This is a genomic window from Tenuifilum sp. (assembly GCF_037481895.1).
GTDB lineage: Bacteria > Bacteroidota > Bacteroidia > Bacteroidales > Tenuifilaceae > Tenuifilum > Tenuifilum osseticum.
The window spans coordinates 1-24,600 of record NZ_JBBFKU010000008.1; the positions used below are offsets into that span (position 1 = coordinate 1).

Annotated in this window: 20 protein-coding genes; 6 read left to right on the forward strand and 14 right to left on the reverse strand. The window is 44.3% G+C overall.

The window, feature by feature from the left end:
* A partial coding sequence (locus WHS63_RS03570; protein ID WP_445203925.1) for a hypothetical protein occupies positions 1 to 632 on the forward strand: 632 nt, incomplete at its 5' end.
* A gap of 201 nt (positions 633 to 833) precedes the next feature.
* Here the strand turns inward: WHS63_RS03570 and wecB are convergent.
* The 9 genes from wecB to panC form a co-directional block, all read right to left on the reverse strand.
* The gene (gene wecB / locus WHS63_RS03575) at positions 834 to 1,970 is read right to left on the reverse strand and encodes a non-hydrolyzing UDP-N-acetylglucosamine 2-epimerase (RefSeq protein ID WP_445203926.1); all 1,137 of its coding nucleotides are present in this window, start codon (positions 1,968 to 1,970) and stop codon (positions 834 to 836) included.
* 84 nt (positions 1,971 to 2,054) lie between these two features.
* Complete coding sequence (locus tag WHS63_RS03580; RefSeq protein ID WP_445203927.1) at positions 2,055 to 3,203, reverse strand: polysaccharide biosynthesis C-terminal domain-containing protein; 1,149 nt, start codon at positions 3,201 to 3,203, stop codon at positions 2,055 to 2,057.
* Positions 3,204 to 3,239: 36 nt separating this feature from the next.
* Complete coding sequence (locus WHS63_RS03585) at positions 3,240 to 3,611, reverse strand: GxxExxY protein (RefSeq protein ID WP_445203928.1); 372 nt, start codon at positions 3,609 to 3,611, stop codon at positions 3,240 to 3,242.
* A gap of 64 nt (positions 3,612 to 3,675) precedes the next feature.
* Positions 3,676 to 4,725: a polysaccharide biosynthesis protein gene (locus WHS63_RS03590; RefSeq protein WP_445203929.1), complete on the reverse strand. Its 1,050-nt coding sequence runs from the start codon at positions 4,723 to 4,725 to the stop codon at positions 3,676 to 3,678.
* Positions 4,726 to 4,994: 269 nt separating this feature from the next.
* Complete coding sequence (gene lgt / locus WHS63_RS03595; protein ID WP_445203930.1) at positions 4,995 to 5,825, reverse strand: prolipoprotein diacylglyceryl transferase; 831 nt, start codon at positions 5,823 to 5,825, stop codon at positions 4,995 to 4,997.
* Positions 5,826 to 7,113: 1,288 nt separating this feature from the next.
* Entirely contained in the window at positions 7,114 to 8,382 is a 1,269-nt protein-coding gene (gene metK / locus WHS63_RS03600) for a methionine adenosyltransferase (protein ID WP_445203931.1), read from the reverse strand.
* 180 nt (positions 8,383 to 8,562) lie between these two features.
* On the reverse strand, positions 8,563 to 9,567 hold the full coding sequence (locus tag WHS63_RS03605; protein ID WP_445203932.1) for a lysylphosphatidylglycerol synthase transmembrane domain-containing protein: 1,005 nt from the start codon (positions 9,565 to 9,567) through the stop codon (positions 8,563 to 8,565).
* A gap of 17 nt (positions 9,568 to 9,584) precedes the next feature.
* Positions 9,585 to 9,935: an aspartate 1-decarboxylase gene (gene panD / locus WHS63_RS03610; RefSeq protein WP_369489059.1), complete on the reverse strand. Its 351-nt coding sequence runs from the start codon at positions 9,933 to 9,935 to the stop codon at positions 9,585 to 9,587.
* A gap of 21 nt (positions 9,936 to 9,956) precedes the next feature.
* Positions 9,957 to 10,802 carry a pantoate--beta-alanine ligase gene (panC, locus tag WHS63_RS03615; protein ID WP_445203933.1) on the reverse strand — a complete coding sequence of 282 codons (846 nt, stop codon included), beginning with the start codon at positions 10,800 to 10,802 and terminating at the stop codon, positions 9,957 to 9,959.
* A 296-nt stretch (positions 10,803 to 11,098) separates the two neighbouring features.
* Here panC and WHS63_RS03620 point away from each other — a divergent pair, with 296 nt between their 5' ends.
* From WHS63_RS03620 to glmS, 3 genes are read left to right on the forward strand one after another with little or no spacing between them, the layout of a single operon-like run.
* A complete protein-coding gene (locus WHS63_RS03620) occupies positions 11,099 to 11,938 on the forward strand; it encodes a glycogen/starch synthase (RefSeq protein ID WP_445203934.1) in 840 nt (279 codons plus the stop codon).
* Complete coding sequence (locus tag WHS63_RS03625) at positions 11,919 to 13,223, forward strand: DUF4270 family protein (protein ID WP_445203935.1); 1,305 nt, start codon at positions 11,919 to 11,921, stop codon at positions 13,221 to 13,223. The genes WHS63_RS03620 and WHS63_RS03625 overlap by 20 nt, the downstream gene beginning before the upstream one ends.
* A 1-nt stretch (position 13,224) precedes the next feature.
* Positions 13,225 to 15,060, forward strand: a complete 1,836-nt coding sequence (glmS, locus tag WHS63_RS03630) for a glutamine--fructose-6-phosphate transaminase (isomerizing) (protein WP_445203936.1) — start codon at positions 13,225 to 13,227, stop codon at positions 15,058 to 15,060.
* Positions 15,061 to 15,112: 52 nt separating this feature from the next.
* Here glmS and WHS63_RS03635 read toward each other — a convergent pair whose 3' ends face one another.
* Complete coding sequence (locus tag WHS63_RS03635) at positions 15,113 to 15,991, reverse strand: tetratricopeptide repeat protein (RefSeq protein WP_445203937.1); 879 nt, start codon at positions 15,989 to 15,991, stop codon at positions 15,113 to 15,115.
* A gap of 143 nt (positions 15,992 to 16,134) precedes the next feature.
* Between WHS63_RS03635 and WHS63_RS03640 the strand changes: the two genes are divergently transcribed.
* The gene (locus WHS63_RS03640; protein WP_445203938.1) at positions 16,135 to 17,721 is read left to right on the forward strand and encodes a hypothetical protein; all 1,587 of its coding nucleotides are present in this window, start codon (positions 16,135 to 16,137) and stop codon (positions 17,719 to 17,721) included.
* Here the strand turns inward: WHS63_RS03640 and WHS63_RS03645 are convergent.
* Positions 17,718 to 19,235, reverse strand: a complete 1,518-nt coding sequence (locus WHS63_RS03645) for a sugar transferase (RefSeq protein ID WP_445203939.1) — start codon at positions 19,233 to 19,235, stop codon at positions 17,718 to 17,720. The two genes, WHS63_RS03640 and WHS63_RS03645, sit on opposite strands and share 4 nt — an antisense overlap.
* Before the next feature lie 146 nt (positions 19,236 to 19,381).
* On the opposite strand from WHS63_RS03645, the gene WHS63_RS03650 reads away from it, so the two are divergent.
* Positions 19,382 to 20,587 (forward strand): L-serine ammonia-lyase, encoded by a 1,206-nt coding sequence (locus WHS63_RS03650; RefSeq protein WP_445203940.1) that lies wholly within the window; start codon positions 19,382 to 19,384, stop codon positions 20,585 to 20,587.
* Here the strand turns inward: WHS63_RS03650 and WHS63_RS03655 are convergent.
* Genes WHS63_RS03655 through WHS63_RS03665 form a run of 3 tightly spaced genes read right to left on the reverse strand, consistent with a single transcriptional unit; the run spans position 20,584 to position 24,531 of the window.
* Positions 20,584 to 21,552 (reverse strand): ROK family protein, encoded by a 969-nt coding sequence (locus WHS63_RS03655; protein ID WP_445198589.1) that lies wholly within the window; start codon positions 21,550 to 21,552, stop codon positions 20,584 to 20,586. The two genes, WHS63_RS03650 and WHS63_RS03655, sit on opposite strands and share 4 nt — an antisense overlap.
* Positions 21,553 to 21,576: 24 nt before the next feature.
* Positions 21,577 to 21,810, reverse strand: a complete 234-nt coding sequence (locus tag WHS63_RS03660) for a DUF4834 family protein (protein WP_445203941.1) — start codon at positions 21,808 to 21,810, stop codon at positions 21,577 to 21,579.
* Positions 21,811 to 21,843: 33 nt separating this feature from the next.
* Positions 21,844 to 24,531, reverse strand: coding sequence for a DUF3352 domain-containing protein (locus WHS63_RS03665; RefSeq protein WP_445203942.1), 2,688 nt, complete (start codon positions 24,529 to 24,531; stop codon positions 21,844 to 21,846).
* Positions 24,532 to 24,600: the final 69 nt, after the last annotated feature.

The following is a 24,600-nucleotide window of genomic DNA, read 5'->3' on the forward strand; positions in this document are numbered from 1 at the left end:
CATACTACTTCAGAATGGTTCCTGAAAGTTTTGATATTGATATTATTAACAAGATAGCCGATTTAGGCCATGAGATTGGGTATCACTACGAGACGATGGACACGGCAAGTGTAAAGTTAAAAGTTAAAAGTGAAAAGTTAAGCGAAAGAAAAAGAGAAGAATTAATAGATGTTGCATATAATGAGTTTTGTGAGAATTTGGAAGAGTTTCGGAAAATATATCCCGTTAAAACTATTTGTATGCATGGTAGTCCACGCTCGCCGTGGGATAATAAAGAAATCTGGTATAAATACGATTACCGTAAACTGGGTATTATTGGTGAACCATATTTTGACATTGATTTTAACGAGGTGTTTTACCTTACCGATACCGGCAGGCGTTGGGATGGGTTTAAATACTCGGTTCGCGATAGGGTGCCGCAGCAACAGAAATGGATTGAACAGGGCTTAGTTTATAGAACAACTAACGATATCATTAAGGCAGTTAACGAGAATCGGTTTCCCAGTAAAGCCATGATAACCATTCATCCCCAGCGCTGGACCGATAACTATATTGAATGGACTAAGGAACTAGTTACTCAAAGAGCAAAAAATATAGTTAAGTGGGGGTTAATGCGGTTAAGAGAAAGTTAATTGAACGCAGATGACGCAGATTATACAGATTTAACTGTGTAACACCGTGTGAACTCTGTGCAACACTGTGATACCGTTTTAGTTGATGGTTGATGGTTGTTAGTTGATGGTATAAGAAATTACCTAAAATCTTGAATCTGAAATCTGAAATTTTAAATTTTTAACCTTTAACCTTGCCCCCGCTCCTGCACACTAACTACATCATTCCTCTCCCCACACCACACGCTTCACATAATCGGTATAGCTTAAGATAATCCTAGCCACCTTATCGGATACGTTAGGCATGGCATAGTCGGCTACCAGGCGGAAGTTGCGCTCGGTGCCGATTTTTTGTTGCTGTACCTGAACCAGTCCCTGGATAATTCGCTCGGGGTTAAGGCTAACCATCATTACGGATGCCTCTTCCATGGCCTCGGGTCGCTCATGCGCCTCACGGATATTCAGCGCCCTAAAGTTAAGTATGCTCGATTCCTCCGAGATTGTGCCGCTATCCGATAGTACGCAGTAGGCGTTTTGCTGTAGGGCGTTGTAATCGGTAAAGCCAAGCGGCTTAAGGAAGTTAACCAGCGGGTTAACCTGTACCCCTTTGGCCTCAATCATCTTGCGGGTGCGCGGGTGTGTGCTCACAATTATTGGGTAACCATAGGTTTCGGCAATCAGGTTAAGCGAGCGGATAAGGTTGCCAAAGTTACGCTCGGAGTTTATGTTCTCCTCGCGGTGAGCCGATACCACAAAGTACTCGCCCTTTTTCAGGTTTAACCGTGAAAGAACATCGGATTGCTGTATGCGGGGCAGGTAGTGGTTAAGCACCTCGAACATGGGCGAGCCAGTTTTAATAACCCTGTCGGCTGGTAGTCCCTCGCGCAGCAGGTACTCGCGGGCAATATCGCTGTAGGTAAGGTTGATATCGGCAATGTGGTCAACAATCTTACGGTTGGTCTCCTCCGGTACGCGCTGGTCGAAGCAACGGTTCCCTGCCTCCATGTGGAAGATGGGGATGTGCCTTTTCTTGGCAGGGATGGCGCAAAGGCAGCTGTTGGTATCGCCTAGCACCAGCATTGCATCGGGTTTAAGAGTTTCAAGCAGGGGATCAATCCTGATGAGGATCTGACCAATGGTTGCGGTGGCGGTTTCGCCGGCGGCCTCCAGGTAGTGGTCGGGTGGGCGAATGCCCATGTCGTCGTAAAAGATCTGGTTCAACTCGTAGTCGTAGTTCTGTCCGGTATGGACGGTTATATGCTCAATGGCCGGGCTCTCGTCGAGCTTGGCCATTACACGCGATAGGCGGATTATCTCGGGACGCGTACCAACAACGGTAAGGACTTTAAGTTTCTTCATGATTTTAGTTACACAGGGTTACACAATGTTTTCACAGTGTTACACAGTGCATTACTCTGTGATACTCTGTGAAACGACTATTCATTATACGGTTTCAAAAAACGTATCGGTATCGTTGGGGTTGAAGTGCTCACTAATCCAGAAAATGGTGAAAACATTATCGTTCCCCACGTTCTTGATGTTGTGTGTGTACCAGATGGGCATATCCACAACCGATGGGTTGCTATCGCCATCGAGCTCAAAGGTAAGCTTTTTATCGGTACCAATGCGACGTAGCTCAATAACGGCTTTGCCCTTTATTACGGCAAACCGTTCCGCCTTTCGGGTATGGAAGTGGTTTCCGCGGGTTACACCGGGCTTGGTGGTGGAAAACGACACCTGACCCCCGCTGTTCAGCTTAATGGTCTCCACAAACGAGCCCCTATCGTCGGTTTTCAGCTCAAGCAACCGGGGGAAGAACTTTTCATGGTCAATATAGCAAACAAAGGTGTTGAACAGGTTGCGGGTAAACGTATCGGTAAGGTCTGGGAAAGTTCCCTTGTCAAAATAGCCGGATTTAAAATCGTTGAGCTTGGCTAGTATTGCTGACACCTTACTGGTTGAAGTGTGCGGTATTTGAACCGTTTCAATGATCGGTTTACTGCTATTGCTTTGTGCTGTGAGCTTTATCCTTTCAATAAAATGCTCCACCAGTTCCGACACGTAGATAAGCTTCAGCTCGCCATCAACATCAATTCGGGGTTCCTCGCCATGGGTTAGCTGGTGGCAGAATGTTGCCACCACCGAGTTGTAGTATGGCCTACCGAACGGACCGAATACGTTGGGTATGATAAAGCCGCTAAACGAGGCATTGCAACGCTTAGCCCATTCCTCAAAGAGCAAACGTCCCTCGCGTTTCGATTTACCGTAAAGGTTATCGCGCTCCTCCTGGGTTGATGAGGAGAAAATGATATGGGGTTTAGAGCCGGTAGCCTCGCAGGCTTCAATAAGCTTCCTGCATAGGGTAATATTGGTTTGGTAGATTACTTCGGGGTCGTTATGGCGGTTCATGGCTGCCAGGTGAACAATGGCATCGCAAGCCTTTACAAAGCTTTCAAGTTGGGTGGGGTTATCGAAGTAGCTGTCCTCAAAGGGGATGCGTTCAAACCTATCGGGGTAAAGCCCAAGGGTGTTGAACAGGTGGGTACCAATAAACCCCGACTGACCGGTAATGCCTACTTTGATATGTTTCACAGAGTTACACAATGTTATCACAATGTTTCACAGTGTTTACAAAACTAATCGCTTAATCCCATTTTTTAGACTTTTTGTATTAAAATTAATCAGAAGTCCAATATGTTTATTAGCAAGTTTAAGGTAAGTTAAAACCTGTGCAATATGTACATCAGTAAATGCGTCGACACTTTTAAGTTCTACCACAACCTGGTTTTCAACCAGCAAATCAAGCCGATACCCACATTCAAGTTTAATATCTTCATAAATCAAAGGAACCGGTTTTTCAGTTTCAACCTTTAATCCTTTTTTCTGTAGTTCATAAGCGAGACAAGCCTGATAGGCTGATTCCAAAAGGCCAGGTCCCAAGGCTGAATGAACTTTGTAAGCTGAATCAAGTATTTCGCGTGTTATCCAGTTGGCTTCCATTTTATACTCTGTGTTACACTGTGTAGTACTCAGTGAAACATTGTGCAGCTAAAAATATTAGAATTTACGGTTCGTAAATATGCCCGATGTCCTCGTTCAGTATATCCTTGCGTATTAGCGGTAGCTTAAGCAGTAACTCCTTCATTCCTTCCACATTCAGCCTGCGGGTGTTGTGCGAGTTGTACTCCTCAATCTGTGTGATATCGGTTTGCCCCTCGTTGAAGTAAAGGCCGTAGTTCAGGTCGCGGTTATCGGCTGGAATACGGAAGTAATTGCCCATGTCGTTGGCTTTTACCATCTCCTCGCGGGTTAGCAGCGTTTCGTAGAGCTTTTCGCCATGGCGGGTTCCAATTACCTTGATAGGGTTCCTGGCCTTGTAGAGTTCCAGCAGGGCCTTGGCCAGCGTTTCGATGGTAGCTGCAGGGGCCTTTTGCACAAAGATATCGCCGGGTTGGCCATGCTCAAAGGCGAATAGCACCAGGTCAACGGCATCGTCGAGGGTCATCATGTAGCGGGTCATGTTGGGGTCGGTAATGGTTAGGGGTTGCCCGGCCTTTATTTGCTCCACAAAGAGTGGGATCACCGACCCGCGCGAGGCCATTACGTTGCCGTAACGTGTTCCGCAAAAAACCTGTTTGCTGGGGTCGTTATTCCTGGAGCGGGCAATCATAATCTTTTCCATCAGGGCCTTGGTAATGCCCATGGCATTTATGGGGTAAACGGCCTTATCGGTGCTTAGGGTAACCACCCGTTTAACATGGTACTTTTCGGCAGCATCGAGCACGTTGTCGGTGCCAAGCGCATTGGTTTTAAGGGCTTCCACCGGAAAGAACTCGCAGGATGGAACCTGCTTAAGCGCGGCAGCATGGAACACAAAATCGACCCCAACCATGGCTGAACGAACACTTCCCTCGTTTCGAACGTCGCCGATGTAAAATTTGATGCGCTTGTCGTTGTAAAAACGGCGCATATCGTCCTGCTTTTTCTCGTCGCGCGAGAAAATACGGATTTCGGAAATATTTGTTTTAAGGAATCGCCTCAGCACCGCGTTACCAAACGATCCGCTACCACCGGTAATTAGCAACGATTTGTTATCGAAAATACTTTTGGGCATATCGGTAGGGTTTATTCATTCAAAGTTAACAATTTTAGTTGATAGTTAATGGTGAATTTAATTGAACACAGATGACGCAGATAAGCTAGTTGTTGGTTGATAGTTGATGGTTGTAAGTGAATTGGAATGGAACACAGATGGCGCAGACTGGGCGGATTTACACTGTGAAACACTGTGTAAACCCTGTAAAACACTGTGATACTTATTTGGTTGAAAGTATTACGAAAAACAAAAACGTCGGGCTTTAGCTCCGACGTTTTTTAATGTTTCTACTTATTCCCTTTTTTAGGCTTTATGTTGTCCTGTGGGATAAAAACCGAAGGTTTAAGGTATGAGTAAATCAAAAATCCAATTCCTGCTGCAATAAAGGGTAAGCTAAGCCACTGCCCCATGTTTAGCATCATGTGTTTTTCAAACTCAACCTGTGGTTCCTTTACGTACTCAATGAGGAATCGTGCGCCAAAGAGCAGGATGAGGAAGATGCCAAAAATGAAACCATTACGCAGCTTGCCATCGGCCTTTAGGTAAAGCCAGTAAAGCAGGATAAATATTGCGGTGTACGATAGCGCCTCATAAAGCTGTGTGGGGTGTTTTGGGAGTACCTCGCCATTCCGCACAAAAATAAAACCCCAGGGCAGTGTGGTTTCAACCCCGTAGATTTCAGAATTAAACAGGTTTCCCAGGCGAATAAAGGCTCCACCAATTGCTACGGTTATTACAACCCTATCAATAACGTAAATCATGGGGACCTTATGCTTGCGGGCAAAAAGGTAAAGGGCAATTAGTATCCCTATGGCCGCGCCATGGCTGGCCAGGCCTCCGTGCCAGATCTTAAGGATTTCGAGCGGGTTGCTGAGGTAAAATTCGGGCTCGTAGAAAAGGCAATGACCCAAGCGGGCTCCAATTACTGTGCCTACAATCATATACATGGTTAGCGAGTCGAGGAAACCCTCGGGCAGATGCTCACGCTTTACGAAGCGGTTAAATATGACATAGCCAATGTAAAAGGCCATGGCCCACATTAGGCCGTAGTATCGTACTGAGAACGGGCCAATACTAAATATCTCAGGATTGATATTCCAGGTTATGTATGCAAGCATAGCTTAAAATTTTTGTAAATGTAAGCCAAAAAATTGTTTTAGCCGCAACATTATGTTGAGGTAGTTGTTTGTTGATGGTGAAATTGACCTCACCCCGCCCCTCTCCTGACAGGAGAGGGGAGAAGCAATTAGGAGACCTTATTGCAAGGCTAAAGTCTCCCCTATCAGGGGAGATTTAGAGGGGTCATCTAGGTTGAATTTGGGAAACGGCCTTACCCCAGCACTTTACCCTGAGAAGGAATGTAGCGGAAAAAGCAAGCAGTGGCATAAAAGCCAGACCCGGCAATGGGTCGGGCTTTTCAGCCTTGATTTTCTTTGGTTCTTTCTTGTATCAAGACAAGAAAGAACGTGTGAATGGTTCTTTGCAATGCCTTTCTGTTGCGATGCAAAGCTTCACCTTTGCTCTTTGGAAAAAGTATTGTGTGCATCGCAATACTAGTGGGGGTAGCATTTTGGTTACAAATATTACGCCCCTACGGGGCTTGAGACGTTGTTCGTTAATCGTTGTTCGTGAATATCACGTCACATACTCTGTGTAACACAGTTTAGCATTGTGTAACTCTGTGATACTTGCTTTTGTTCGGTTCATTAGACGGGTGTCATGCTGAACTAGCCGAAGCATTGCTTTGAACCTTCATTACCTTTTAAATGAGATTCCTCGACTACGCTCGGAATTACAACATGATGGGCTCCCTCACTCACTTTGACATGCTGAGCCTTGCTGAAGCATCTCTATATTCCTTTATCTCCTTATGATTGGTTGTTAGGAAATCGTTCTTCGCAATGGTCTACTATTGTGATGCAAAGCTTCACCGTTGCTGTTTGGAATACGCACTGCGTGCATCGCAATACATAGGGGATTGGCCATGGAGTTACAAATGTTACGCCCCTACGGGGCTTGAGACGTTGTTTGTTGTTCGTTAATCGTTGTTCGTGAATATCACGTCACATACTCTGTGTAACACAGTGTAGCATTGTGTAACTCTGTGATACTTACTTTTGTTCGGTTCATGAGACGGTAGTCGTGCTAAGCGTTAGCGAAACATCTCATTAGGCCTGTAAGAGATCCTTCGCTGAGCTCAGGATGACAAGTATAGTTGACAGTTGAAAGATGTTGATAGTGAAAACACTAAACCCCAAACACTGCACACACCTTCCGCTGTACACTGCATACTGGACACTGCACACTAATAATGATATCCTTTGCTCCCAGCTATGGCGGAACAGGACGCTCAGGATGACAGGTAGCGTATGCTCTAATGAAATTAAGTACTACAGTGAACCCCCTTTACAGGTTAAACTCCTTGCGGAGAGTATCAACATAGTCGAGCTTTTCCCAGGTAAAGAATTCCACCTCGCGTTTAACCACCTTTTCGCCCTCACAGTTGCCATTCACAATAAATTCCACCTCGCGCTTGTAGTAATCGCGACCAAAATGGCCGTAGGCAGCGGTTTCCTCAAAAATGGGATTCTTAAGGCCCAAACGTTTAACAATGGCACCCGGACGCAAGTCGAAGATCTGCTTAATTTTTTCAGCAATCTGGCCATCGGTAAGCTTAACGTGCGAAGTTCCATAGGTATTAACGTAAAGCCCTACGGGCTCGGCAACGCCAATGGCGTATGCTACCTGAATGAGAACCTCATCGGCAATGCCGGCAGCAACCATGTTCTTGGCAATATGGCGGGCTGCGTATGCGCCGGAGCGGTCAACCTTGCTGGAATCCTTGCCCGAGAAAGCGCCTCCACCGTGGGCCCCTTTACCGCCATAGGTATCAACAATAATTTTACGTCCGGTTAAGCCGGTATCGCCATGCGGACCGCCTATTACGAACTTACCGGTTGGGTTAACGTGTAAAATGTAATCGTCCTTGAACAGCTTTTGAACTCTTTCAGGGAAACGGGCTTTAGCCCTTGGTATAAGGATAGTGCGAACATCCTCCTTGATCTTGTTCAGCATCCGAACATCGTCGGTATCAAACTCATCGTGCTGGGTTGATACAACAATGGTATGGATTCGGAGAGGCTGGTTATTATCGTCGTACTCAATGGTTACCTGCGACTTGGCATCGGGACGGAGGTAGGTCATTTGCTTACCCTCCCTGCGGATTTTGGCAAGCTCCATGAGCAACACATGCGAAAGCACAAGGGCAAGTGGCATATAGTCGTCGGTTTCGCGGCAGGCATAGCCAAACATCATACCCTGATCGCCTGCACCCTGCGAGTACTCATCGCCACGCTCAACGCCACGGTTAATATCGGGCGATTGTTCATGGATTGATGAGATAACGCCGCACGACTCGGCATCGAACCTCAGCTCGTGCTTGGTGTAACCAATCCGGCGGATAACCCGGCGGGCAACCTCCTGAACATCAACATATGCATGGGTTTTAACCTCGCCGCTTAACACAACCAAACCGGTAGTAACCAGTGTTTCGCATGCCACCTTTGAGTTGGGGTCGCGACGTAAAAACTCATCGAGCAGAGCATCGGAAATTTGATCGGCCAGCTTATCGGGATGCCCTTCCGATACGCTCTCCGAAGTAAATAAATATCCCATAGTAAAAAACTTTTAGGTTAAACAAATATCTATGGGGAAGGTTTGATCGATTGCTGGAATAATCGCTGTTTTAGCATTTATTTTTGTGGTTGCAATCAGCCAAATCTTTCCACATTCAGCTCACAAATGTATACTTTTAACGTGTATGTAACAACTTTCAGTGCTGTAAATTGGAATTTTCTACGCCAATGGCTTGCGCTGCTTAATGTAGAGGTAAACCATCGATACAATACCTGCAATGACCAACAAGATGGTTTGCGATTCGTGCGAGATGATTGCAAATATCAACCCGTTCTCGTAAGTGATTTCAAAAATGCCAAGGGCCGAGGCAGTGATAATGTGGTAAGCCCCAAATCCGCCCTGTACTGGAACAGTCATGCCATAGGAACCAATAACCATGATAAACAGGGCATCCCAGCCAGTAAGGTTCGATGTAATTGGGGTAGAGCAAAGTAAAGCCCAGGTCATTAGCCAGTAGCTTACCCAAATTAAAACCGAGAGCAGTGCGAATTGGATTACCCTGGGTGTTCGGTAAATACTCTTTAGTCCATCGATAACGCCTATTACAGCACTTTTGATTTTCCCGTTCAGCTTCTCGCCCAGGAAATCGCTCTTTAAAATGAAACGGATAAGGAGTAAAAATGCGATTGCCATCACCAGTAAAATAACAATCTTGTACCCCTCAATATGTATGGCCTTTTGCTCAATGGGTTGAAAAATCCTTGTGTAGATATACTGGCCAAAGGAATCGATTTTGACAAGAACCACAATAACAGTTGCAATCAGGAGCATTGCAAGGTCGGCAGCGCGCTCAACCACAACGGTTCCAACAAGCGACTCAAAACGGATTCGGGAAACCCTACTTACGCTACCACATTTAGCCACCTCGCCAAAGCGGGGGAGGGCTAAGTTAGCCAGGTAACCGAACATTACTGCTGCAAACAAGTTGCTGAATGTAGGTTTGTGGCCAAGGGACTCCATAAGGTAACCCCAGCGAATAGCCCTAAGAGCATGGGCAATAAGGGCAATTAAAAGTGAAATGGCTATCCAGAAATAGTTTACCTCCCTAAAACCCTGAGCAATATGGGTAAAATCGACACTCCTGAAAGCGTAGTAGAGCAGTACAATGGCAAGGGAAAAGAATACGGCAAAGTTAAATAGCCTTGATTTCACTATGCTTTTCAATGCAGTAAACGGGTTTGTTATACAAGCTTGTTGGTGGCGGTGTCGGGGAAAATTACGGTGGGCTTGAACTTTTTGGCCTCCTCAAAATCCATGGTAGCATAGGAAATGATAATTACCACATCGCCCACCACGCACTTGCGTGCAGCAGGTCCATTGAGGCAAACCTGACCACTACCACGCTCACCCTTTATCACGTAGGTTTCAAGGCGTTCGCCGTTGTTTATATTGACAATCTGAACCTTTTCGTTTTCAATAATGTTTGCTGCATCCATCAGGTCCTCATCAATGGTAATGCTACCAATGTAGTTAAGGTTAGCCTCGGTGATAGTAACCCTGTGGATTTTCGACTTGCAAACTTCAATCATCATCGCCTTATACTTTTTTCGGAACTATTTAAACATCATGTTATCGATAAGCCTGATATTACCAGCCCAAACCGCAATGCAACCAACAATTCCGTTGGGGTGATCCCAGCCCTGAACAGGCAGCAGGGAATCGGCATCGACCAGCTCAAAGTACTCAACCTTAAGATTTGGGTCGGAGTTGATACCCTTTACAACCCAATCAATCATATCTTTAACGGAAAACTCATTGGTTTTGTTTCGTGCTTCAGCTAATGTTTGGTAAATGAGCGGGGCACTTTTCCTATGCTCAGGGGTAAGCAGCAGGTTACGGCTGCTCATGGCCAACCCATCGGGTTCACGCACAATAGGGCAGCCAACTATTTCAATCCGGTAGCCCAGCATACGAACCATTGCCCTAATGATGGCCAGCTGCTGGTAATCCTTTTGGCCAAAGTATGCCCGGTGAGGTTCAACAATATCGAAAAGCTTGCTTACCACCTGGGCAACGCCGTTGAAGTGTCCCGGGCGGAACTTCCCCTCCATCACCTTGTCGAGCATCCCAAAATCGAACACACGGGTATCGGGTTCAGGGTAAATCTCGCTCTCGGTGGGCATGAAAACTACATTAACCCCTGCAGCCTCCAGCATGGCAATGTCCTTTTCGGGCATTCGGGGATAGTTCTTTAGGTCGTTTTTATCGTTGAATTGTGTGGGATTTACAAAAATGCTCACAACCGTGATATCGTTCTCAGCAACACTGCGCTCAACCAGCGAGACATGACCTTTATGCAATGCTCCCATGGTTGGAACAAAGCCAATGCTTTTCCCCTCGCTACTGAAGCCCTGAAGCAACGTTTTTAGATCCGATATCTTATCAACAACCACACACATAGGCAATTATAGTTTACTGAGGTATCGACTTTGAACTTGCAAAGGTTGTAAATTTTTGAATAACATGTATGTTGATTTTTACTGTTGATGCCCTAAAACATATCAAAAAGCTATATAATTAACTTTAAATGGACACCGATAACAACTTAAATTTGACATGCATACTGGTATTCAATTACATAACATATTAATCAATATCAAGAAAAAAGTTGTAACTTTGTAGCCTATTATAAAAATGCGCCTTGGTGATTGATGTTTTAGCTATTTAATCAAATTCGGCAAAAGGATAATCCAAAATGAAAGAAAAAAAGGCGAAGATACTCTTTATCTCTCAGGAGATACTTCCATACCTGCCTGAGAGTGAGGTTTCAAAAATCAGTAGGTTTTTACCTCAAGGGATTCAGGAAAAGGGTCGAGAGATAAGAACATTTATGCCAAGGTATGGATGTGTGAATGAACGCCGAAACCAGCTACACGAGGTGATACGCCTATCGGGGATGAACCTAATCATCAACGACATGGATCACCCCCTTATCATAAAAGTGGCATCCATTCAAAGTGCACGTATGCAGGTGTACTTCATTGATAACGAGGACTACTTCCAAAGGAAATCCACCTTAACCGATGAAAACGGCGAAACCTTCGACGATAACGACGAAAGGGCTATCTTTTTCAGCAAGGGAGTAATTGAAACCGTTAAAAAGCTACGCTGGTCGCCCGATTTAATCCACTGCCATGGCTGGTTCACCGCTTTTGCCCCACTGATGATCAAAAAGGCCTACGCCGACGATCCGTTGTTTGCCCACTCTAAGGTTGTTTTCTCTGTGTATAACGATGGTTTTAGCAAACCCTTGAACGAGAATGCCAGGAAAAAAGTATTGATGGAGGGTATATCTAAGAAAGATGTTGAGATTTTGCGAGAACCAACCTACGAAAACCTTCTGAAGCTTGCCGTAAACTTTTCCGATGGGGTTATTTTGGGTAGCCCTACTGTTAACGGCGAGGTGCTTGAACATATAAATACAGCTAAAAAACCTTTACTCCCCTACCAGGATAGTGAAAATTATATTGATATTTACGACGAATTTTATAACCAGATACTAAATGGCAATTCAAATGTTTCAAAAAAGAAGTAGTATTGGAATCAGGCATTTGGGTGTTTTAATTGCAGGCCTTTTTCTTTCGATATTTTCGCTCACGTCATGCTATAATGAACCCGGTTTTTTAGGCAACAATCTTTTACCCGACGAGGATATTTACAAGGTAAAGATAGATTCCTCGTTCAAGGTTAGCGCTTTTACCCTTACAAAGGATTCGCTAAACTCATTTCTGGCCTCCGAGGGAGTAATGGGGTATGTTAACAGCGAGATTTTTGGATCGACCAAGGCTAGCTTTGTTGGCCGCTACCTCCCCGGAAAATCAACCGATGGTTATGGCGGGCCTACTGCAACTGCCGATTCAATATTTTTCTATTTTACTGCCACCAGTTTTTACGGCGATTCCACCACTGAACTTAACCTGAGGATACATGAGATTACCGACACCTCGCTATTCTGGGACAAGCAGAACGCCCTCAGCCCTATTAATGTTAATACATACAACCCAACCCCTTTTGTTACCGCAACCCTCAAAGGGAAAGGAAGTTTGAAACTGCCACTCCCACTTGAGTTTGGTCAATCGTTAATGGACTCGCTGGCGTTAACCGATTCAAAAATATTTTACACCAAGTTTAAAGGGTTCTATGTAACCTTCGACGAACTACCCGGTTATGGCGGTGTAGCCTATAACGTATCAACCTCAAACATGTACCTTAGGCTATACTACCACTACGTTAAACAGATTAACGGTAAGGACTCAACCATTAAAACCAGCAAGACCTATACTTTTGGTTCAAGGTTTTACGAGTACCTGCATGATTACACAAAGGCTGATCCTGCCAAAAAAATACAACACCTTAACGATACCATTACTCAGGATACAGTTTTCTATACCCAGAGCCTTGGCGGGGTTTATGGGAAAATAACTTTCCCCGACCTGACACAATGGCGCGACTCCATGCCCATTGTAATACATCGTGCTGAGCTCATAATTGGCAAGGCCGATGCCACCACATCGCTACCCGACTCAACCATTAGTCAGCTCCTCTTTTACTACAAGGATGGTAGCGAGTGGATTGGACTGATCAAGGATCAGATAACTAGCACAAATACCCTTAGCTCAAACGGCTCGTACCGGACATTCAGGAATGGTTACAGTGTCAATATAACCTACCATTTCCAAAGAATGCTAAAGGGTGAGTATAGCGACAATAGCCTGTATGTATTCCCAAACTCGAATACTACCATTAGGCATGGGGTGCTTAAAAGCGGACAGAACAGTACCCCAATTAAACTAAAAATTACATACACCAAGCTCAAATAGTATGTGCGGAATTGTTGGATATATTGGGTATAGGCAAGCTTACCCTATTGTGATAAACGGTTTAAAACGTCTGGAGTACCGGGGATACGATTCGGCCGGTATTTGCATAGTAAATGGCGATCCGTTTCTTGCAAAACAGAAGGGAAAGGTAAGCGATCTGGAAGCCTTTGTTGGCGATAGACCGCTACCCGGCACAATCGGAATAGGCCATACCCGCTGGGCTACCCACGGCGAGCCTAACGATATAAATGCCCACCCCCATGAGTCGATGAACGGCAAGTTCATCCTTATCCATAATGGGATTATTGAAAACTACAGTCTACTCCGTAGCAAGCTGGAGAAGAGGGGTTACGTCTTTAAGTCGGAAACCGATACTGAGGTTCTGGTTAACCTAATTGAGTACATCTACCTGAAAGGAAATGTTACTCCCGAAATTGCAGTCCGCTTAGCGCTGACAAAGGTTGTAGGAGCGTACGGTATAGTTGTAATTAACCGCGATGACCCCGATACGCTGATTGCAGCCCGCAAGGGCAGCCCGCTGGTAATAGGGGTTGGCGAAGGTGAGTACTTTATTGCTTCCGATGCCACTCCAATTGTTGAGTTTACCAAAAGTGTAATATTCCTTAACGATAACGATGTTGCTGTACTCCAGCGCAACCAAATGGTTCTGAAAACCATTTACAACCAAGCGCTTGAACCCAACATCCAGCAACTCGATATTGATATTGAGGCAATAGAGAAAGGCGGTTACGAGCACTTCATGCTCAAAGAGATATATGAGCAACCGCGTAGCATCCACGACACCTATCGTGGCCGTATTTCGAGCGACCCATTTGACATTCACCTTGGCGGCCTGTATAGCGTACTACCAAACCTTACAGAAGCCAAACGTATAATCTTAATTGGCTGTGGTACCTCGTGGCACGCTGCGCTTGTGGGTGAGTACCTGATTGAGGATTTGGCCCGCATACCCGTAGAGGTTGAGTACGCCTCGGAGTTTCGCTACCGCAACCCCATTATCAATAAGGATGATGTGGTGATAGCCATTAGCCAGAGCGGCGAAACCGCCGATACCCTGGCAGCAATAAGGCTTGCCAAGGAAGCAGGAGCTCTTGTACTAGGAATTTGTAATGTGGTAGGATCGAGCATCCCCCGCGAAACTCACGCCGGAGTTTACACCCATGCAGGCCCTGAAATTGGGGTTGCATCCACCAAAGCATTTACCGCTCAGGTAACCGTTCTAATCATGATGGCCATACTGCTTGGCCGCAGGCGTGGCACGCTTACCGAGGAGCGTTACCGCGAACTTATTCGCGAGGTTACCCTTGTACCGGATAAAATTGAGAAAATACTTCAAAGCGAGGAACTTGTTAAAGTCATTTCGGAGCGTTTTAAGGATTCGCGAAACTTCCTTTACCTTGGTAGGGGCTACTATTTCCCGGTTGCGCTTGAGGGCGCACTTAAACTCAAGGAGATATCGTATATCCACGCCGAAGGTTATCCCGCTGCCGAGATGAAACATGGACCCATTGCCCTGATTGACGATACCATGCCGGTAGTGGTTATTGCAATTAAGGACAGCAGCTACGAGAAAATTGTAAGCAACGTTCAGGAGGTGAAAGCCCGCAAGGGTGTTGTAATTGCCGTTGTAACCGAAGGCGATACCACCATTAAGGAAATGGCCGACTATACCATTGAGATACCCGAAGCAGGCGAGATTGTTGGTGCATTGCTTACCGTTATCCCATTACAGTTGCTGGCTTACCACATAGCCGTTATGCGTGGATGCAACGTTGACCAGCCACGAAACTTAGCAAAATCGGTTACAGTGGAGTAACTCAAGCATATTCTATAAACAAAAAAGCGCGTTTAACGCGCTTTTTTTATCCCTACTTAGCAAGTTTATACCAGTAATCGGCCTTTTGCCTATTCTCAAAACGGGTATAGATGTTACCCAGGTAACGGGCATACCTTTTATCGGGCTTCAGCCTGTAAAGGGTTTCAAAGTAATCGCGCGAGATTTTATAGTCGGCATTCACCTTTTTTAAAGCCTCGGTAAGTTGCTTATACTGTTTGGTGGTCTTGTTTTTCTCGTAGGCGTTCATTTCGCTCACGTACAGTTCATCGGCTCGGTTAAAGTGAAACTCTCCAAGGAATTCCAGAGCTTCGGTATTATTTTTATCGTGCTTTAGTAACTCCTTTGCAAGCATTTCTGCCTTCTGGTTGTTTTTCAGCTTTCGGTTAACAATCAGGAAACCTGTTTTAAGGTTTACATCGGACTGATACTGTGGGGCTAATGCATTCCATAATGAATCGGCCAAGTTCCAGTTCTCACTCCTTACGTATGCATCAAAAAGCGTAGCTCTTGCCTGTGATAGCAACTCCGGTTGGTTAAGGTCAACGCAAAGTTTAAGGTTAACAATCTCACGCGAAAGATTATCAATTTTACGGTAAGCCTTAGCAAGGGTAAACAAGCCTTGAGCATCGGCTCCGTTTTCCTTTTTGGCTTTTTCCAGGTAATCAATTGCTTTTTCGGTTTGTCCAACCTCCCATGCGGCAATACCGGCTTTGTTCCAAACGTCACCGGTAACCCCTTTACCTGTAGCAATTAGCTGTTCATAAGAAGCCAATGCAGCCTGATAGTCGTTCATTTCAAAAGCTCGCTTGGCCTCATCGGATAGCTGCTTATTTTTATTCGAAACCGCACATGAAAGTACTAGCGTTTCTATTAGGACAAATGTTAACAGGAGTTTTAACAGTTTTATCATTATCATCTTTTTTAAACGTTGCAAATGTAACAATAAGGTAACAAATTTGTTACCCAAAACAAATCAAGTAGCTATGTTCACTCTTAAACCCAAATGAAAATATTGGGTTAATGTTGTAACTTTACTAAAAAAATAACGCCGCAATGAAGAAACTGATAATTGCAATTGCAATAACACTTGCTTCGCCCTATTTGTATGCACAGGAAACATATCACCATATCTCAAATATCGGTATATACGAGTTTATTGATGAGTTAAATACGCTTGGCATTGTAAATGCAAATACCAGCGTTAAGCCTTACAGTCGTGATTTTATCAAAACGTTACTAACACAGGCAAATGAACAGAAAGAAAGGCTGAATAACCGTCAAAGGAAGGAACTTGAATTTTACTTGGCCGATTTTGATAAGGATAATGCTGCTAAGGGGAAAAAACGATTTGATATCCTGTACCGATCCGACTCACTTTACAGTATTACAATAAATCCCTTGCTGGGTGTAATCACCATTAAAAACGATAGTGCATTTGCCTATAACCGTTGGGTTGGAGCAGAGGTGCATGGGCATGCCGGAAAATTTGGTTTTTATGCAAGTCTCCGCGATTATGCACAGAATTATAGGCTTGCGATGCCAACCTATTTGACCCGAGAGCAAGGCGGTAACTACAAGGTAGATGGAGAAGGGGGTGAATTTAGCGAAATGAGAGGCGGTATAACCTATGGATGGAAATGGGGCAGCATTGGGGTGATCAAGGATCATGTTCAGTGGGGCTCCGGTTATAACGGCACAAATATTTTGGGTGGGCGCACACCATCGTTTGCCATGCTAAAGCTTAATGTAAAACCTGCTAGGTGGATTGAGCTGAACTACATTCACGGTTGGCTTGTATCGCAGGTAATTGATTCCGCAAGAACATACATAAGTTTTGGAGAAACCCGAAAGGTTTACCACAACAAGTACATCGCCGCTAACCTTATAACCTTTAAACCCTACAGGGGGTTAAACCTTTCCGTGGGGAACTCAATCGTTTACTCCGACCTTGAGGTTCAACCCGCCTACCTTATACCATTTTTCTTTTACAAATCAATTGACCATCACCTGAATGGTATGAGCAACCAGGTTGGGCAAAACTCGCAGATGTTTTTTGATATCTCATCGTACAACGTTAAGCACCTTCATCTTTACGCCACCCTATTCCTGGATGAGCTTTCGATGAAGAATATGTTTAACCCCGATAAGCACAGCAATTTTTACAGCCTGAAAGCGGGCTTCAGGGTGTGGGATCTCCCTTTGAGCAATTTATCATTAACCTTTGAGTACACCCGTACTAATCCGCTTGCATTTAAGCATATTATTGAAACAACCACATACGAGAGTAACAGGTTTAACCTGGGCCATTACCTTACCGATAATGCCGATGAAATACATTTTGCCATAAGTTACCACCCTACCCGGGGAATACAGCTATACGGAAGTTTTACCAAAAGCCGAAAAGGCCCCGATTATACAAAGATTGCAACCGAGCGACTAGGACTGCCCTTCATGGAGCAAGTAGAGTGGGAGCAAACGTTCTGGCAAGTGGGTGCTCGATACCAGATAATTAACGATGGATATATCTTTATCGCCGGAGGGGTTAACAACATCAAGAACTACACTAGCTATAAGTACACCCCCAACTTTATGCTGGGCAAGCAGATGCAAGTTGAAGCTGGCATTTGCTGGGGCTTTTAGTTGCTCCTATACCGCTTGAAAACAATATTATAAACGGCAACAAAAAAGTACTTCAGGTCAGTAAACAGTGGATGCTTATCGTAAGCATCAAGGTATTTGATTTCCGAAGCCATTATCTCCTCCAGGGTTTTGGGATTATCAACGTAAAATGGTGGAATTAGGCCTGGTTTGTACTTAATTCTCCTTTCCTGGAGCTCCTTGGAGTATAGGTTAAAGTAATGCTGGCTTAAAGGCCTTACCCCCACTATTTTTAGTTCCCCCCGTAGGAGGTTAATAATCATAGGTAGCTCATCAATCCAAAGTTTCCGCATGAAGCGTCCAAGGGTCGAAACCCTAAAATCGTCCTTAAACTTGCCACCCTCCTGCAGGTTATGTTTGCGGTAAATGTATTCCTGAAGGTATTCCGAGTATGGGTGCATGGTTCTAAGCTTGTAAACCTTGATAAATTTGCCACCCTTCCCAATGCGGCGAAGCTTTATGAGAGGGCCATAGGTAGGTTCCATGTCAAAGTATGGCTTGCGGATTTTTTGGGAAACCACATAGTGCATTTTGTCAATTTCCTGCTCATCAATAACATCGAAACCGCATGAGTAAAGCCTTCCTAAAAGCTCGGCCCTGCTTATCACCCTATTCTCACCACGTGTAAGCAAAAAATATATCCCCTTGGTAAATGAAAACTTAGGAAAAACTCGTTTTAGGATGAAATCAAAGAGATAGTATATGTAGTTAAGTATTGGTGGGAATTTACTAAGTATTCGTTTCTTCCGCTGTTCCTGTGTTTCGGCCATGCAAACAAACACACCACCAACAGGAATTTTCTCGTTAGCGGCCTCAAAGAACTTGTTAATTCGCCTAATATCGTTAACCCGCTTAAGGTTTATAATGGTTTTAAAGGTATTGTTGGGCTGATTTAAAAGGTTGAAGCTGGTTGTTGTGGCAATAATAAGCGTTTTATCGCTAAACAGGTTGGTATGTTGCTCCAGAAAACAGTAAACATCGCGGCTAAAATCGGAGAGTATTGCCTTTTGAACTGTTTTAACACGGGTAGGATCAATGGGCTCCTCGCTGATTGTGGGTGCTGGTCGAGGCCTACGGAGCGAGCGCTCCACCTTGCCCAATACATCGTCGGGCAATACCTGGGTTTTCTTTAGAACTCCCCATAAGTTGTAAATAAACAGTTCAGCCAGAGTAGTGAATGATATTGTACTAAACACAATGAAACGCGAGTAGTAATCGTTGCGGGTCAAGAAGATTAGAATCGAAATAATTGCAAGCACTATGAGGTTAGAAGTAATAATATTCTTGGATAAGTGCTTTATTGAGTATGAGGTAAAGGAGTATTTATTGTAGATGAGCGAGGTTAATATCCAGGTTAACGTAAAAATTAAAACGCCATTCCCATAGTTACCCAAATACGTTTGGAACGAAACCCCCTTTATTACAGTAGTTAGCCAAAAGGAAACGCCAATTAGGAAGATATCCAGCAAAATCAGGATTGATACTCGCCTATTCATTTACTAAAATTGCTAATTATTGATTAAAGGTAACACATTTTTAGCAAACTACTAATTATTCTAATTAAAAAATGGGGTTGTTAATTTACTCTAAACCCTTGCAACAGATGTAAAAATGATGTTGCTTTGCCAAAAAATTAAAGTGCATGCTATCCATTAGGGAGATATACAAGGAGGGATATGGGCCATCGAGCAGTCATACCATAGGGCCTGCCCGTGCTGCAGAGATAATGAAACATCGCCATCCGGAGGCCAACTACTTTAGGGTATCGCTTTACGGCAGCTTGGCGCTAACCGGCAAAGGGCACCATACCGATAGTGCACTACGCAAGAGTTTTTTACCAAAGCAGGTAGATATAATTTGGCGACCCGAGGAAAGCCTTCCGATTCATCCTAACGGAATGATTATTGAGGCTTTTTCGGAAGAGGACGGTAAGCTTATCGACTTTTGGGAGGTTTACAGCATAGGCGGTGGCGATTTAAAAGATAAGACAGGAGTTCTAAATAATAACCCTGTTTACAGGCTGAAAACCATGACCGAGATTTTAGCCTGGTGCAAAAGCGAGGGGAAAAGCCTCTGGGAATTTGTAGAGGATAACGAGGGTAAAGAGATCTGGGATTTTTTAGCAAAAGTATGGCATACCATGCGCGAAACCGTTAAGCGTGGGATTGATAATGAGGGTGTTCTACCAGGGCCTATAAAGCTGGCACGTAGGGCTTCAGCCCAGTACACCAAAGCATTAAATGCCCATGGTACTATGAAACATATAGGGTTGCTCTTTGCTTTTGCCCTTGCAGTTGCGGAGGAGAACGCAGCCGGGGGGAAAATCATTACCGCACCAACCTGTGGTTCGTCGGGGGTACTACCCGGTGTGCTTTTTTACCTCAACAGCGAGGAGCATATTACGGAGCAGAAAATGCTTAGAGCTTTAGCCACTGCAGGGTTAATAGGGAATCTGGTAAAGCATAATGCATCGATATCGGGAGCTGAGGTGGGTTGCCAGGGGGAAATAGGCACAGCCTGCGCTATGGCTGCTGCAGCAATGACCCAAATCATGGGCGGATCGCCCACCCAAATTGAGTACGCAGCCGAGATGGCCATGGAGCATAACCTTGGACTTACCTGCGACCCGGTAATGGGATATGTTCAAATTCCTTGTATTGAGCGCAACGCTATTGCTGCCACTAAAGCATACTCATGCGCAGTTTACGCCCTTTCGTCCGATGGGGGGCATAAAGTATCGTTCGATAAGGCGGTTGAAACCATGGCCGAAACAGGCCGCGATATTCAGGTGGCCTACCGCGAAACCGGTATTGGTGGACTTGCTAAAAATTGGGAGGCTTTTGGCTAGTGTGCCGATTTATCGAGCTCTTCCCAAATAAGGGCAGCAGCTCCAAGTACAGCCGCATTCTTATCCTGTAAACCTGAAAGTAAAAGTTTTACCTTACCCTTAAAAACCGGGAACATGTAATCCTCCATGTAACGGCGAACGGGATCCATTAGCAGCTCACCGGCATTGGCTAAACCTCCAAAGAAGAAAATGGCCTCAGGGTTAAGTATGGCCACTAAATCGGCAAGGCGTGTTCCTAAAATAAGTCCAGTATACTCAAAGGCTGCCCTAGCAAGCGGATCGCCTGTTTTGGCTGCCTCAGTAATCATCTTGGCTGTAAGCTTATCGTAGGTAACGTTACGGAGCATGCTAGGCTGATTGCTATCGGCAATCATCTTGAAGGCGGTTCGGCGAAGGCCTGTTGCTGAGGCGTAGGTCTCAAGGCATCCCTTCTTTCCGCATCCACACTGCCGGCCATTTGCCTTGGCAACCACATGCCCAAACTCGCCGGCAAAACCATCGTGGCCTACAACCAGCTTGCCATCAACAACAATTCCGCTACCTAACCCTGTACCCAATGTGATAACAACAAAGTTTTTCATTCCCTTTGCTGCCCCAAAAAGCAACTCGCCCAGTGCAGCAGCATTGGCATCGTTGGTAACCACACTAGGAACTCCAGTTAATAATGTAATCTCCTTACATAAAGGGAGTATCCCTTTCCACTCCAAATTTGGAGCATCAACTATAGCACCCAGATTATATGAACCATTAGGAGAACCAACGCCAACGCCAAGCAACCTGTGTTCATGACCAAGCTCCATGAGCAGCTGCTCAATAGCCCCGGTTAAGTTTTTCACAAAAACATCAAAGGTAGCATTACAGCGTGTGGGAAGGGTACTCTCGGCAAGTATATCGCCATTACGGTTAACTATTCCTATTACTGTGTTTGTACCACCAATATCGATACCTGCTACAACCTCAGCCATACATTTGATCAAATTAAACTATAGCTAATCTAACTCTTCGTAATCCACATATTCACCCTGATTCTTATCGATAATCTTTTTTTTCCGGGTGAATGAAAAATTTCGCCCCTTGCTGTTATCGGCCGATTGTTGACCTGTTTCCTGGTTAATTTTTTTATACAATCGCCTTAACCAAAGCCTTAGGATGATGCGTCCTATCAAACCCAGTAAAAAAAGGGTCAAAAAGAAGTAAAAAATGAATTTTAAAAATGCTATCATTATTCTGTTGAAACGGTGCGCAAAGATAGCTATTTATTTAATGGCAAAGCATATAACCCCATTCTGTTTTGATAAAGTAACAAATAGCTTGTTCCCAGAATTTACCTCAACAATTGGAATACTGCCCGATATAGGGAAAAAGCTAAGAGGTTTGCCACTAAAATCGTAACCAAAAATACTTTCATCCCTGTTTGTCAAAACCAGGTTGTTGCTTGCCATGACCTGTAGGTTTCCGGTATCGAAATCGCCACTTGACGATAGTATCGCATTTTTTAGTTTGCCTTCGGTTGAATATATGCTTATCCTATTCCTATCGAGGATAAAATAATTTTTCCCTGCCATGATAAAGGTATGGTTGGGTGAGTATGGTTCAAGCACTTGACTTTCGACCCTGCCATCAAAAAATAGTTTCTTGATTATGCCCAGCGTATCGGTGGTTAGCAAATATGACCCTTTCCCCGAATTTCCTACCAGGTAAAATTCACTGTTTTTTGCTTTGGCAAAAAATGATTGTGGCTTTAACCGTTCCTCGCCACGGCGGTTCAGTAAATACGGTCGGTTTTGGTCAAAAATCAATATATAATCCTTACCCTGATTGCTAACGTATCCTATTCGGCTACTAACAACCGTTTCTGTTTTAAAGCTAAGCCAACCGTTTACGGGTTTTCCGTTAGTGTCGTAGCAGTAAATCTTTTTATCGGAGCAAGCCACAATAAACCGGTAGTTACGGTTACTGTCGTAATCAAATGCCGATAATGGGGAGGTGGCTCTAGCAGGCAAGGTCACTGGAAAACCTTCAACATCATTTCCATTGCGGTCAACCAGGTAAATCCTGTTGCCTGCTGCAAAGGCCATCTGTAACTTTTTGTTTCGATAAATATCTACTTGGTTCACACTGCCAAGAATTGGAGCCCCAATCTTTCGTTTCCAGAGTATATGCCCATCGTTACTAATAAGATAGATTGAGTTTTCAGAGTCCTGAACCAAAACCTCTGGCTGTCCGTTAAGATGGTTAACCAACAAATGTGGTTTGCCAATCGGTTCAGTGCTGAGCTTACAAACCCACTTCACATTTTTAAGCGAGCTGGGGGTTTCGGTCAAATCGGCCTGGCTGCTTTTTATGGCAAGCATAGCAAAAAGCTTTTGGCTACCACCCACCACCTGCCAAATAAAGCTATGGCTGGAGAGAGTTTTTCCTTTGTATAGCTGGGTTGGCTTACCATGTAAGCGTAATTCGCTTAAGGGGTATGAATCCATTCCCTTGCTATAAAGAATCAGATTCGATGATGTGGAAATACGTTGCTGAACGCTCCTATAGCTTTCTGTTCTGGTAAGTGTGTTATTACGCAAATACTCATTAATTATGAATTCAAGCGAACTGATGCTTGAGCCGAAAACCAAAACGTTATCGATTACCGTCACAAACCCATCGTTTACTTTCAAAAAGCTATTACCCAATAGGGTAGGGATAAACCATTTAATAGGGTTTTCAATTATTAGGAAACTATTCTGTTTATCGGGCTTAAACTCATGTTTGACAATGGTTTTAGTACCAGCAAACGATTCAAGTTGCTGAAGGGTTGCTGAACCGCTCTTGGTGTTTGCAAGAATAAACCAATCTGTGCTATCGTTTTGTAATTTGGCCGATAGTACAGCAACCTCGTTATCGAGGTTTTTCCCTAAAAACTCATCGATTGAAACCCCAGTATGGGCTAAGAAACCTGAAAGGTTTCTATTGTATGGTTCAGTTAGGCCAAGGTTATCAATATAATCGCTATAGTCGGCCATAAAGTTAGGGATGCTGGGCAGGCCATACCAGGTAAAAAATGATGTTGAGGCAGGCATGTAGCCATGCAAAGAAAAAGGAACAGGGTTTTGACGGGTAAATATTTTATAGTAATCGCCATTGGTGGCTGAACTCACAATAAGTCCATTGGCAATTACCATGGTAGGCGATACCTGAACATCGAGCCCAACCCAGCTTGCAACCCCCTTAAGAGCAAGCGAATTATTTTCAACCGATAAAGTTTTGGAGAGCTCATTGATGTTTACAAAGACATTTGCTGCAACGCCAGTTGCGGCTGTTTGGTAAAGTGACTGAAACTGCTCATCGGATTCAACGGCAGCATCTTCCTTCAGCTTTTTGACCGATTCAACAAGCAATTCCTGGCTATTGCTAACCAGTAAAAGATTGCTAAACACGGTAAAAGTTAAGCTGAAATAGTTCCCCTCAGGAACCTCAACATAAATTGCGCTGTTGCCGGCAATTTGTATCTCTTCGGCCTTAGCATACCCTAAACTTTGAAGCTTGATAAGCTCTAGAATATCGCTTTGGTTAATCTCCTTGGGAACTTTATGGGCCAGTAAAAACTCGCTGCCCCGCGGATGGTGGTTGTAAAAAGCTACTGCAGTATTAGTACCTTTTAAGGCTGTTCTAACTGTATTGTCCGATTTTGCTGCACTATCCAAATAATTAAGCATGCCTGCAAAACTTTTAACAACATCGCCCCGTTCAAGGGTTTTCCACCAACTATTTGACTTTACAGAGTTAGTAAACAATTCAAAATCATCAATATTCAAAATCAATGAGGCATTTAGAGGGATAGCATCAATTGGGTTGAATTGCCTGTAATCCTGTTTGTTTACCCAATGGTAAAACAGAAATACTAATCCAGCAATGGCAAGTGTTAGAAATACTATGGTTGCTATGATGCGCTTCATCGGTGTAACTGTTTGGCGTGCTAAAGTTACAACTAATTTAGGAAGGATAAGCTGATATTTGGTGTTTAG

Coding starts and splice junctions, on each gene's coding strand:
- wecB (WP_445203926.1), bottom strand. CDS start 1,970: ATGAAGAAACTTAAAGTCCTTACCGTTGTTGGTACGCGTCCCGAGATA.
- WHS63_RS03585 (WP_445203928.1), bottom strand. CDS start 3,611: ATGGAAGCCAACTGGATAACACGCGAAATACTTGATTCAGCTTACAAA.
- WHS63_RS03590 (WP_445203929.1), bottom strand. CDS start 4,725: ATGCCCAAAAGTATTTTCGATAACAAATCGTTGCTAATTACCGGTGGT.
- lgt (WP_445203930.1), bottom strand. CDS start 5,825: ATGCTTGCATACATAACCTGGAATATCAATCCTGAGATATTTAGTATT.
- metK (WP_445203931.1), bottom strand. CDS start 8,382: ATGGGATATTTATTTACTTCGGAGAGCGTATCGGAAGGGCATCCCGAT.
- panD (WP_369489059.1), bottom strand. CDS start 9,935: ATGATGATTGAAGTTTGCAAGTCGAAAATCCACAGGGTTACTATCACC.
- panC (WP_445203933.1), bottom strand. CDS start 10,802: ATGTGTGTGGTTGTTGATAAGATATCGGATCTAAAAACGTTGCTTCAG.
- WHS63_RS03620 (WP_445203934.1), top strand. CDS start 11,099: ATGAAAGAAAAAAAGGCGAAGATACTCTTTATCTCTCAGGAGATACTT.
- WHS63_RS03625 (WP_445203935.1), top strand. CDS start 11,919: ATGTTTCAAAAAAGAAGTAGTATTGGAATCAGGCATTTGGGTGTTTTA.
- glmS (WP_445203936.1), top strand. CDS start 13,225: ATGTGCGGAATTGTTGGATATATTGGGTATAGGCAAGCTTACCCTATT.
- WHS63_RS03635 (WP_445203937.1), bottom strand. CDS start 15,991: ATGATAAAACTGTTAAAACTCCTGTTAACATTTGTCCTAATAGAAACG.
- WHS63_RS03640 (WP_445203938.1), top strand. CDS start 16,135: ATGAAGAAACTGATAATTGCAATTGCAATAACACTTGCTTCGCCCTAT.
- WHS63_RS03645 (WP_445203939.1), bottom strand. CDS start 19,235: ATGAATAGGCGAGTATCAATCCTGATTTTGCTGGATATCTTCCTAATT.
- WHS63_RS03650 (WP_445203940.1), top strand. CDS start 19,382: ATGCTATCCATTAGGGAGATATACAAGGAGGGATATGGGCCATCGAGC.
- WHS63_RS03655 (WP_445198589.1), bottom strand. CDS start 21,552: ATGGCTGAGGTTGTAGCAGGTATCGATATTGGTGGTACAAACACAGTA.
- WHS63_RS03660 (WP_445203941.1), bottom strand. CDS start 21,810: ATGATAGCATTTTTAAAATTCATTTTTTACTTCTTTTTGACCCTTTTT.
- WHS63_RS03665 (WP_445203942.1), bottom strand. CDS start 24,531: ATGAAGCGCATCATAGCAACCATAGTATTTCTAACACTTGCCATTGCT.